Annotated in this window: 9 protein-coding genes and 1 pseudogene; 7 read left to right on the top strand and 3 right to left on the bottom strand. The window is 73.3% G+C overall.

What is annotated here, in order from left to right:
• The 4 genes and pseudogenes from ACOJUF_RS05345 to ACOJUF_RS05330 all read left to right on the top strand — a co-directional run.
• Nucleotides 1-207: pseudogene (locus ACOJUF_RS05345) on the top strand (circularly permuted type 2 ATP-grasp protein); the annotation flags it as partial.
• On the top strand, nucleotides 201-1,175 hold the full coding sequence (locus tag ACOJUF_RS05340; protein WP_420120827.1) for an alpha-E domain-containing protein: 975 nt from the start codon (nucleotides 201-203) through the stop codon (nucleotides 1,173-1,175). The pseudogene ACOJUF_RS05345 and the gene ACOJUF_RS05340, both read left to right, overlap by 7 nt.
• The gene (locus tag ACOJUF_RS05335; RefSeq protein WP_420120826.1) at nucleotides 1,172-2,170 is read left to right on the top strand and encodes a transglutaminase family protein; all 999 of its coding nucleotides are present in this window, start codon (nucleotides 1,172-1,174) and stop codon (nucleotides 2,168-2,170) included. The genes ACOJUF_RS05340 and ACOJUF_RS05335 overlap by 4 nt, the downstream gene beginning before the upstream one ends.
• 193 nt (nucleotides 2,171-2,363) lie before the next feature.
• Nucleotides 2,364-4,175 carry an AMP-dependent synthetase/ligase gene (locus ACOJUF_RS05330; protein ID WP_420120825.1) on the top strand — a complete coding sequence of 604 codons (1,812 nt, stop codon included), beginning with the start codon at nucleotides 2,364-2,366 and terminating at the stop codon, nucleotides 4,173-4,175.
• A gap of 81 nt (nucleotides 4,176-4,256) precedes the next feature.
• On the opposite strand, the gene ACOJUF_RS05325 is transcribed toward ACOJUF_RS05330, so the two are convergent.
• Nucleotides 4,257-5,546 carry a L,D-transpeptidase gene (locus tag ACOJUF_RS05325; RefSeq protein ID WP_420120824.1) on the bottom strand — a complete coding sequence of 430 codons (1,290 nt, stop codon included), beginning with the start codon at nucleotides 5,544-5,546 and terminating at the stop codon, nucleotides 4,257-4,259.
• A gap of 325 nt (nucleotides 5,547-5,871) precedes the next feature.
• On the opposite strand from ACOJUF_RS05325, the gene ACOJUF_RS05320 reads away from it, so the two are divergent.
• A complete protein-coding gene (locus tag ACOJUF_RS05320; protein ID WP_420120823.1) occupies nucleotides 5,872-6,648 on the top strand; it encodes a DUF998 domain-containing protein in 777 nt (258 codons plus the stop codon).
• Here the strand turns inward: ACOJUF_RS05320 and mmuM are convergent.
• Nucleotides 6,584-7,561, bottom strand: a complete 978-nt coding sequence (gene mmuM, locus ACOJUF_RS05315) for a homocysteine S-methyltransferase (protein ID WP_420120822.1) — start codon at nucleotides 7,559-7,561, stop codon at nucleotides 6,584-6,586. The genes ACOJUF_RS05320 and mmuM overlap by 65 nt on opposite strands.
• A gap of 127 nt (nucleotides 7,562-7,688) precedes the next feature.
• Here mmuM and ACOJUF_RS05310 point away from each other — a divergent pair, with 127 nt between their 5' ends.
• Both ACOJUF_RS05310 and ACOJUF_RS05305 read left to right on the top strand, forming a co-directional pair.
• Nucleotides 7,689-8,570, top strand: coding sequence for an NmrA family NAD(P)-binding protein (locus ACOJUF_RS05310; protein WP_420120821.1), 882 nt, complete (start codon nucleotides 7,689-7,691; stop codon nucleotides 8,568-8,570).
• Between the two features lie 98 nt (nucleotides 8,571-8,668).
• Nucleotides 8,669-9,907 carry an aspartate aminotransferase family protein gene (locus tag ACOJUF_RS05305; protein WP_420120820.1) on the top strand — a complete coding sequence of 413 codons (1,239 nt, stop codon included), beginning with the start codon at nucleotides 8,669-8,671 and terminating at the stop codon, nucleotides 9,905-9,907.
• A gap of 167 nt (nucleotides 9,908-10,074) precedes the next feature.
• On the opposite strand, the gene ACOJUF_RS05300 is transcribed toward ACOJUF_RS05305, so the two are convergent.
• Nucleotides 10,075-10,770: CE1759 family FMN reductase (locus ACOJUF_RS05300; protein ID WP_420120819.1), on the bottom strand; the 696-nt coding region annotated here is incomplete at its 5' end.

Below are 10,770 nucleotides of genomic sequence, written 5' to 3'. Positions count from 1 at the left end.
GAGCCGGCGGCCGACCAGACGCAGGTGATGAGCATTCCGGACTTCTCGTTCCACCCGCCGGTCAGCCCGGCCGAGGAGACGTTCGGTTTCCGCAGCCAGCACGAACAGCAGCAGCAGGACGGCCGGCAGGTCCAGCGGATGGGCGGCATGGTCCAGTCGCAGACGCGGCCGGGCGCGTCGGAGGAACAGGAGCGGGGCCAGTGCTGAGCCGGATCGCCGAGTCGCTGTACTGGCTCGGCCGCCACGTCGAACGGGCCGACTGCACCGCCCGCATCTTGGACACCTACCTGCACCTGCTGCCGGCCGGCTCCTGGCAGGCCGACCACCAGGTCATCCGGTCGCTGCTGGACTCGATGGGCCTGTCCGACGACGAGACCGTCGGCGCGGCCAGCCGGGCCGACTCGGGACAGCTGGTCCGGGCCCTGGTGTTCGACAGCGAACGGGCCTCCTCCGTCGCCGGCGCGCTGACCGCCGCCCGGGACAACGCCCGCGGCGTCCGCGACGCGATCCCGCTGGACGTGTGGGAGTGCCTGAACGTCACCTGGCACGGCCTGCGCACGCGGGAGGCCGGCGGCGCCGGCCCGCACGTGTTCCTGCGCTGGGTCGGTGAGCGGTGCGCGATCGCCAACGGCCTGGTCTCCGAGGTCATGACCCATGACGAGGGCTGGCAGTTCCTGGTCATCGGCCGCTCGCTGGAGCGGGCCGACATGACGATCCGGCTGCTCGCCGCGGCCGAGTCCGAGACGGGATCGGTGCCGCCCTGGCGGGCGCTGGTCAGCGCGTGCGGCGGCTGGGAGCCGTACGTGCGCAGCCACGGCGGCAGTATCGGCCAGCTGACGGCCTACGAGTTCGTGCTGCTCGACCGGTCGTTCCCCCGGTCGGTGATCCGCTCGCTGACCACGGCCGAGGCCTGCCTGGCCGAGCTGGAGGCGATCGGCGCGACCCGGTACATGGACCCGCGGCGCGACCCGTCGTCGGCCCGCCGGATCGTCGGCCGGACCCGGACCGGGCTGGACTACCGGACCGGCGCCGAACTGGCCGCCGATCGCGAGCAGATCCTGGCCACGCTGCAGCGGACGGTCTACAGCGCCCACACCGCCGTCACGAACTCGTTCTTCCGCCGCGAGGACTCGGTGACCTGGGCGAACATCGGCGCAGAAGGAGGGGCGGCATGAGCGAGGCTGGCCGAACGACCGACGCGGTGGACGGGACCGGCGGCGCCGCGACGGACCCGGGCGACCCGCTGGCGCAGTACCAGGCCCAGCAGCCGCCCATGCCGGAGATCTGGCGCCTGCTCATCGTGCACCGGACGGTGCTGACCTACCCGGACACCGTGACGACGTCGTACAACGAGGTCCGGATGCAGCCCAACGACGAGCCCGGCCAGGCCGTGCTCTCGGCCCGGCTGGAGATCGACCCGTTCGAGGGCGTGCTGTCCTACGTCGACTACTACGGCACCCGGGTCTCGGCGTTCGACATCCACCGCCCGCACCGGCACCTGGCCGTCACCGCGACGACCACGGTGGAGACGTTCCCGCCGGCCGGCAGCTGGCCGGGGGCCGAGGCGGCGGGCTGGAACGTCGCGCCGAGCGCCGGCAGCGCCATGAGCTGGGCCGAACTGACGGAGTCGGACTGCGCGGACCGGTTCGAGGAGTTCCTCACCCCGACCCCGCTGACCGAGCTGGACGACGAGCTGCTCGGCATCGCCGCGGAGATCAAGGACTCCTCCGCCGACCCGCAGGCGGCCGCCCGAACCGTCTGCGAATGGGTGCATCGCACGCTGACCTACGAGGTCGGGGCGACGGGCGTGCACACCTCGGCGGTGGAGGCCTACCTGGCCCGGCGCGGCGTCTGCCAGGACCTGTCGCACCTGGCCATCGGCATGCTCCGCTCGATGGGCGTGCCCACCCGGTACGTGTCCGGCTACCTGCACCCGGGCGGCACCGTGGAGATCGGCAAGGCCGTCGTCGGCGAGTCACACGCCTGGATCGAGTGGTTCGACGGCTCCTGGAACCGCTTCGACCCGACCAACCTGACCGCGCCCGGCCAGGCACACGTCGTGGTCGGTCGGGGCCGGGACTACCGCGACGTGCCGCCGGTCAAGGGTGTCTACGCCGGGCCGGAGGCCACGGGCAACGAGGTCACGGTCCGGATCACCCGGCTGCGCTGACCCCGGCCGCGACGGGCCGGGAAATCGCGATGTGAGTGAGTCATCGTTCACATCTGGGGGATTTGCCGGATTGTCCTGGGTCACCGAGGGGACAATGGTGACGTGCGCCACGTAAGGTCGGAAGTCCAACCGTACTGACGTGGCGTGTCGCCACCTGTGCCCATCCGGCCCCGTCAAGGAGGACGTCCCCCAGATGACCGCAGCCCTGACCGATCGAGCGCAGTCGTTCGGCCACCTGTTCGTCGAACGGATCGACAAGACGCCGAACCGGGAGGCCTTCCGGTACCTGGTCGGTGGTGCCTGGCGGTCGATGTCCTGGGCCCAGACCAAGGTCCGGGTCTTCGACATCGCCGCCGGCCTGGTGGCCCTCGGGGTCCAGCCGCAGCAACGCGTGGCCATCGCGGCGACCACCCGGATCGAGTGGATCCTGGCCGACCTGGGTGTGCTGTGTGCCGGCGCGGCGACGACGACCGTCTATCCGACGACCGCGCGCGAGGACGTCGCCTACATCCTGGGCGATTCCGATTCGGTCGTCCTCGTCGCCGAGAACGCCGAGCAGGCCAACAAGGCGCTGGACTCCGACCTGCCCGATCTCAAGGCCGTGGTGCTGTTCGACGGCACCGAGGCCGACGTGCACCGGCACGAGGGCGTCGAGGTCGTCACCCTGACCGAGCTGGAGCAGCGCGGGGCGGCCCTGCTGGCCGAGCAGCCGACCGTCGTCGACGACCGGATCGCCGGCTGCGGCCCGGAGGACCTGGCCACGCTGGTCTACACCTCGGGCACCACCGGCAAGCCCAAGGGCGTGCGCCTGGTGCACGACAACTGGGTGTACGAGGGCAAGGCCGTCGCCGCCCTGAACATCCTCGGACCGGACGACGTCCAGTACCTCTGGCTGCCGATGTCGCACGTGCTGGGCAAGGTGCTCTCCGCGGTGCAGCTGGAGTTCGGCTTCAGCACCGCGGTGGACGGCGACCTGACCCGCATCGTGGAGAACCTCGGGGTCATCAAGCCGACCTTCATGGGCGGGGCCCCGCGCATCTTCGAGAAGGTGCGGGCCAAGGTCACGCTCACCGCCCAGGGCGAGGGCGGGCTGAAGGCCAAGATCTTCGACTGGGCGATCGGCGTGGGGATCAAGGCGTCCCGCATCCGGCAGCAGGGCGGCCGGCCGGGCCTGCTGCTCCGGCTGCAGCTCGCGATCGCCGACAAGCTGGTGTTCAGCAAGGTGCGGGAGCGGATGGGCGGCCGCATCCGCTTCTTCGTCTCGGGCTCGGCGGCACTGTCCTCCGAGGTCTGGGAGTGGTTCGACGCCGTCGGCATGAAGATCCTGGAGGGCTACGGCCTCACCGAGACCAGCGCGGCGGCGGCGGTCAACCTGCCGCACGACGCGCGGATCGGCACGGTCGGCCCGCCGCTGCCCGGCACCGAGTTCCGCATCGCCGACGACGGCGAGGTGCTCGTCAAGGGTCCCGGCGTCATGCGCGGCTACCACAACCGGCCGGACGCGACGGACGAGGTGTTCAGCGACGGCTGGTTCCACACCGGCGACATCGGCGAGCTGAACGACGGCTACCTCAAGATCACCGACCGGAAGAAGGACCTGATCAAGACCTCGGGCGGCAAGTACGTCGCGCCGCAGAAGATCGAGGTCATCTTCAGCGCCGAGTGCCCCTACTCCGGACACATCGTGGTGCACGGCGACGGCCGGCACTTCGCCTCCGCGCTGATCACGCTGGACGACGAGATGATCCAGGGGTGGGCGGCCAAGAACGGGCTCGCCGGCCGGAGCACCGCCGAACTGGCGCAGGACCCGCAGGTCCACGCCCTGATCGACGAGCACGTGCAGAAGCTCAACGGCCAGCTCGAACGCTGGGAGACGATCAAGAAGTTCATCATCCTGCCGCGCGACCTGACCATCGAGGACGGCGAGCTGACGCCCTCGATGAAGGTCCGGCGCAAGATCGTCGAGCAGAAGTACATGTCCGAGCTGGACTCGCTCTACCGGTAACCGCACCGACGGCGCGACGGGCGGCCCGGGGATGCCCGAGCCGCCCGTCGCGTTCGGCGGCCCGCTCCCCCGGCCGCCGGATCAGGTCTGCTGGACGTACTGGTCGAACGGCAGCTGGAAATCGCCGAAGCCGTCCCAGACCTCCAGGGTCGGGCCGACGGTGTTGCTGATGATCACCGGGTCGCCCGGGATGAACGTGTCGTAGAACCACTTGGCCGCGTCGGTGGAGACGTTCACGCAGCCGTGGGAGACGTTCTCGTAGCCCTGGGAGTCGACCGACCAGGGCGCCGCGTGCACGAACTCGCCGGACGAGGAGATGCGGGTCGCCCACTGCACGTTCGTCCGGTAGGCGCCGGCGCCGGTCAGACCCCAGGTGCTGGAGTCCATCAGCTTCCAGTCGTACTTCTCGGCGACCACGTGGATGCCGTTGTACGTCGGGTACTTGTTGCTGCCGAGCGAGACCGGGATGGTGTTGATGACCGCCCCGTTCTCCTTGACCACCATCGTGTGGGTGGTGTCGTCGACCTCGGCGATCATCGACCGGCCGACGGTGAACGTCGTGGCGGTGTCCTCCTGGCCGTACAGGCCGTCCCCGAGGTCCTTGCCGTAGATGTCGACGGCGACCGCGACGGTGGTGCCGGGCTGCCAGAACTCGGCCGGCCGCCAGCGGACCTCCTGGTCGTCGATCCAGCGGAAGCCGCCGGTCTGCGCCGGGGTGGTGGTCACGGTGATCGCCTTGAGCGCGGCCGCCCGGTCCGGCACCGGCTCGTCGAAGTGGATCGCGACGGGCTGGGCGACGCCGACGGTCATCCCGTCGGAGGGGAACGTGGACGCCCTCGTCTTGTTGTTCGGCACCACGGTGGTGAAACTGCTGGTCGTCTCGACGACCGTCCCGTCGGATGCGCTGCGGGCGGCGCTGACCAGGGTGTAGGTCCGGCCGTACCCGAGCTCGGTCCCGACCGTCCAGGAGAGCTTGTCCGCGGCCAGCGTGCCGGGGATCTCCTCCCCGGCCGGGTTGGTCATCCGGACCGATTCCAGGGTGCCCTTGGCCACCGTCACCGTGACCGGGGCGAGCGGGTCGACGCCCTCGGTGCCGTCGGCCGGGGACGCGGTCACCTCGGCCGGCGGGGGCGGCGGGACCGGGACCGCCGTCGCGGTGGTGGACGGCACGGTGACGGCGGCCGTCGGGCCGGACCCGGACGGCGACGCCGACGGGGCGGACGGGGCGGACGCGGCCGACATCGGGTCGGTCAACGTGCCGAGCACCGAGGAGCCCGCGGTTCCGCGGGCCGAACATGCGGTCAATCCCAGGGCCAGGACGGCGACCGCGGCCGCGGCCCACCGGGGCTTCCTCCTGCGTGTGTTCCGCACCGCTCCTCCACCCGCCGTCACCCCAGGTCGATCCATCCGCGTCATGACGCCACCCCCTTGACCGATTGTCCGCACGCCCCGCGGTCGTTTCGCGATCATTCGCGCGCGTCCCGGGAACGTCACCCATCCGTGATCTGGACCACGCGGCGGTCGCCGAACCGGTCGTGGCCGAGCCGGGAGCCGGCTCCGGCCCCCGCGGCCGCGCACCGGATCCGGGTCTGCGCTCAGGAGGCGTCCGTACCGTGGTGGATACCCCCAGAGGCCCGGCCGCCGGGGACCCCGCGACGACGACCGGCCACCGGCCACGACAGGAAGGCCCTCCGACGTGAGCGATGCGGCAGCGACCACCGCCCGGTCCGGTGAGCCGGTCGCCCCGAGCTCTTCGCCCGCCTCCGGCTCTCCGGCCGCCCGGGGCACGGCGCGGGCTTCGGCCGGCCGGTTGGCCGCGACCGGCCTGCTCGGCCCGCTGACCGCCGCCCTGCTGGTCGGGGCCCTGCACGTCGCGCCGCCCACCGCGGCGATCTCCCCGGTCCGGCGCACCATCAGCGAATACGCGCTGACCGGGTCGGCCTGGGCGTTCAACGTCGCGGTCGTGGCGCTGGCCCTCGGATCGCTGGCCATCCTGGTCGCCGCCGCCCGGGCCGGGCTGGCCCGCTCGTCGTCGGCCGGATTCCTGCTCGGTCTGGCGTGGGTGGGCGCGCTGCTGGTGGTCGTCGTCTTCCCCAAGCACGACTGGGCCGTCGGACCGAGCACGAACGGTCAGATCCATCGGGTGGCGAGCCTGGTGGCGTTCGCCTGCCTCCCGGCGGCCGTGATGCTGCTGACCCGGCGCCGGCAGGCCGGTCCGGGCGTGGCCCCGCGCTGGGCGTTCTGGCTCGCCGCGGCCGGCCTGGCCTGGTTCGGCACGCTCATCGGGGCGTGGCTGCTCAGCCCGGTCACCGGCGTCCCGTGGTACCGGGCGCTGCCCATCGGCCTGGTCGAGCGGGGTCTGGTGCTGTGCGAGGTGGGCGCGGTGGTCGCGCTCGGGGTGTGGGTCGTCAGCGCGACGAGACGCAGCCGGGTCCCGTCGGCCAGCCCGGTGCGGACCGCGCCAGCTCGCTGATCGCGTCCGGGCCGACCCGGCAGCAGCCGCCGACCAGCCGCGCTCCGGACGCCACCCAGACCGCGGCGTGTTCCGGACCGAACGTCGACCGTCCGCCCCACCGGCGGCCGACGGCGTCCCACTGCTCCCCGCTGTTCGGGTAGACCACGCCCGGCTTGCCGGAGGTCTCGACCGCCTGGGCGACCAGATCGGCGGCCTGCGCGGACTCCACGCAGTTGACCCCGACCGCGATGATCTGGTCGACCTCGGCGGCCATCGCGAACGCCTCCGCAGCCGGTTCACCGGCGCGGGTCCGCCCGCGGTCGCAGGTCAACGACAACCAGGCCGGCACGTCCAGCCGCTGGATCTCGGTCAGCAGGGCGGACACCTCGGCCAGGCACGGGATCGTCTCGACGGCCAGCGCGTCGGCGCCCGCCTCGGCCAGGATCTCCAGGCGCGGCCGGTGCCAGGCGGCGAGCTCGCGCTCGCTGCGGCCGTAGTCGCCCCGGTACTCCGAGCCGTCGGCCAGGGCCGCGCCGTACGGGCCGACGGAGGCGGCGACCCACCGGCGCGCGGGCTCGGCGTCACCGGTGGCGCCGGCCTGGCGGGCGGCCTCCCGGGCGACCTCGACGGATCGGCGGATCGCCCGCTCGGCCTCGTCGGCCCCCACTCCGATGGCCGCGAACCCGTCGAGGGAGGCCTGGTAGGACGCGGTGATCGCGACCTGGGCGCCGGCCTCGAAGTACTCGCGGTGCGCCGCCCCGATCGCGTCGGGATCCTCGACGAGCAACCGAGCGGACCACAGCGCCGACGTCAGGTCGTGGCCGTGGGCCTCCAGCAGGGTGGCCAGTCCGCCGTCCAGGACGACCGGTCCGGCGGCCAGCGCCCGGGTCAACGAGGTCGCACCGGTCGAGGAGTCAGGGTCCGCCCGCATCAGCCGATGGTAAGGCGCCGGCGGCGGCCCGTTCGCCGTCGCGCCGGGAGCGGCCCGGCGAGCCGGGTGCGACACTGCTGACCGTGACGACAGACACCCGCCGCCCCGCCGGTTCCCGGTCCCCGGCATGACCCCGGCGGTCGCCGTCACCGGCGCGACGGGGCAGCTCGGCGGTGGGGTCGCCGCGGCACTGGCCGCGCACGACGTGCCCCTGCGGCTGCTGGTGCGCGACGCCGCGCGGGCCCCCCGGCTGCCGGGGGCCGAGGTCGCGGTGGCGACCTACGCGGACGGGGCCGCCGTGGCCGCGGCCCTGACCGGCATAGAGACCGTGTTCATGGTCTCCGGGGCCGAGGAGCTCGACCGGCTCGCCGCCCACCGGTCGTTCGTCGACGCGGCGGTCGCGGCCGGGGTGCGGCGCATCGTCTACACGTCGTTCTTCGCCGCGGCCGCGGACGCGACCTTCACCCTGGCTCGCGACCACTGGCACACCGAGCAGCACATCCGGGCCGCCGGCGGTCCCTTCACCTTCCTGCGCGACAACCTCTACGCCGACGTGCTGGTCCCGTTCGCCGGGCCCGACGGGGTGCTGCTCGGTCCGGCCGGCGACGGGCGGGTGTCGGCGGTGGCCCGGCGCGACGTGGTCGACGCCGCCGTGACCGTCCTGCTCGCGGCGGCGGGCGCCCCGGGAGGTCCGGGCGGCACGGCCCCGTCGGGGTCGCCGCACGACGGCCGGACCTACGACCTGACCGGACCGGAGTCGCTGAGCCTGGCCGACGCGGCCCGGATCATCAGCGAGGCGACCGGGCGGACCGTGCGGTACGAACCTCAGACGGTGGCCCAGGCCTTCGCCTCGCGCGCCGGGTACGGCGCCCCGGAGTGGCAGGTCGAGGCCTGGGTCAGCACGTACACCGCGATCGCGTCGGGCGAGCTGGCCCCGGTCAGCGGCGACGTCGCGCTGCTGACCGGGCGGCCGGCGACCACGCTGGCACGGCTGCTCGCCGCTGGCTGACCCCCTGGCGGCGGCGACCCGCGCCGCCGGCGGGCGGTACCGTCGTGGCTCGGCGGGGCCGTCCGGCCCGGGACGACGACGGCACGAAGGATCAGGCAATGGGTGCGCTGTGGCACGGGTTCGCGAACATGGGCGCGGTCGAGAAGAACGGCGCCTTCGTCATCGCCCGCGGTGAGGGCGCCTACGTCTTCGACGCCGCCGGCCACCGCTACCTCGACGCCACGGCGGGCCTGTGGTTCACCAACGTCGGCCACGGGCGCACCGAGATCGCCGACGCGGTCGCCGACCAGATCCGGCGGATCGCGGCGTACTCCACGTTCGGCGACTACGCGGTGGACACCACCGTCGCCCTGGCCGAGCGGCTGGCCGCGATCGCGCCGGTCGAGGGCAGCAAGGTGTTCTTCACCTCCGGGGGCTCGGACTCGATCGACACCGCGGTGAAGCTGGCCCGTCGCTACTGGCGGGAAGTCGGCTCGCCGGCCAAGGAGATCGTGGTGGCGCGGCAGAAGGCCTACCACGGCATGCACGTGGCGGGCACCGCGCTGGCCGGGATCCCCGGCAACCACGACGGGTACGGCGAGCTGATGGACGACGTCGCGACCATCGAGTGGGATTCGGGCAAGGCGCTGCTGGAGCTGATCGAGCAGGTCGGCGCGGAACGGATCGCCGCCTTCTTCTGCGAGCCCATTATCGGCGCCGGCGGCATCTACCTGCCGCCGGAGGGCTACCTGGCCGAGGTGCGGCAGATCTGCCGGGACCACGACATCCTGTTCGTCGCCGACGAGGTGATCACCGGGTTCGGCCGGATCGGCGGGGCCTGGTTCGCCTCGACCCGGTTCGACCTGCAGCCCGACATGATGACCACGGCCAAGGGGCTGACCTCGGGCTACGTGCCGATGGGCGCGGTGTTCGTGGCGCCGCGGGTCGCCGAGCCGTTCTTCGACCCGGCCGGCGAGGCCTGGTGGCGGCACGGCTACACCTACATGGGCCACGCGGCCGCGGCCGCCGCGTCGATGGTCAACCTCGACATCATCGAGCGTGAGGGCCTGCTCGGCGAGGCCGACCGGCTGGCCCGGACCCTGCACGAGAAGTTCGCGCCGCTGGCCGAGCTGCCCGGCGTCGCCGAGGTCCGCAGCGGGTTGGGCGCGGTGACCGCCGTGCAGCTGGTCGACGCCGGCGCCGCGATGGGCGTCGCCAGGGAGCTGCGCGCGCACGGCGTGGCCACCCGCGCCGTCGGCGCCGGCGCGGTCCAGGTCTCGCCCTCGTTCGTGATGACCGACGAGCAGGTCGACGACCTCGTCACCGGCTTCCGGGGCGCCCTGGCCACCCTGGCCTGACGGCTCCGTCGGCCGCCGGCGCCCGCTTCGGTTCGCTGCTCGCCGGTTCGCCCGCCGGCTCGTTCGGCGGCTGGTTCGCTGATCAAAGCCGGGCCCCAGCCGGACAAACCGGGCGTCCCGCGCGGGTTTGATCAGCCCACCCCGGGGGAGCCGGCGCCCCGGGCGAGTCAGCCGTGGTGCAGCAGCCGCTCGAAGGGGATGAGGTCGTCGAACGGGTCGGCGTCGCGGCGTCGGCGCGCCTCGACCCGGGACGGCTCCGGACCCAGGTGGACCCGCGCGGCGCGCTGCACGGCGTCGTCGGCGATCTCGTCCTCCAGGTCCGGGGCCGGCTCGGCCGCGGCGGCGGGCGGGGTGACGACGGACGGCGCGGCCGCGGCCAGGGCGGTCAGCAGCTGGCTTCCCGCCCGCTCGATCCGGCGGTCCAGATCACCCGACGCCGAGTCCGCGCCGGCCCCGAAGTCGGCGGTCGCGGCGAACACGCCGGTGGCCACCGGCTCGGCCTTGAGGTACGCGAACAGCGGCCGCAGTGCGTGATCCAGCACCAGCGAGTGCCGGGCCGACCCACCCGTCGCGGCCAGCAGGACCGGCTTGCCGGCGAAGCCCTGCGGGTCGGCGGCGTCGAAGAACGACTTGAACAGGCCGCTGTAGGACGCGCTGAACACCGGCGTGACCGCGATCAGCGCATCGGCGGCGTACACCGATTCCAGCGCCGCCTGCAACGCGGGCGGGGCGAAGCCGGTGACGAACGCGTCGGCGATCGGCCGGGCCAGGCCGCGCAGCGGCACGTCGACGATCTCGACGCGGACGCCGCGGCGGGCGCCGTCCCGGCGGACCGCCTGGGCCAGGCGGTCCGCCAACAGCTT

The sequence above is a fragment of the Nakamurella sp. genome (genome assembly GCF_048594475.1).
In the GTDB taxonomy this organism is placed as follows: Bacteria; Actinomycetota; Actinomycetes; order Mycobacteriales; family Nakamurellaceae; genus Nakamurella.
The sequence above is the reverse complement of the archived record's forward strand: the minus strand, read 5'-3'. Positions and strand labels throughout refer to the sequence as shown.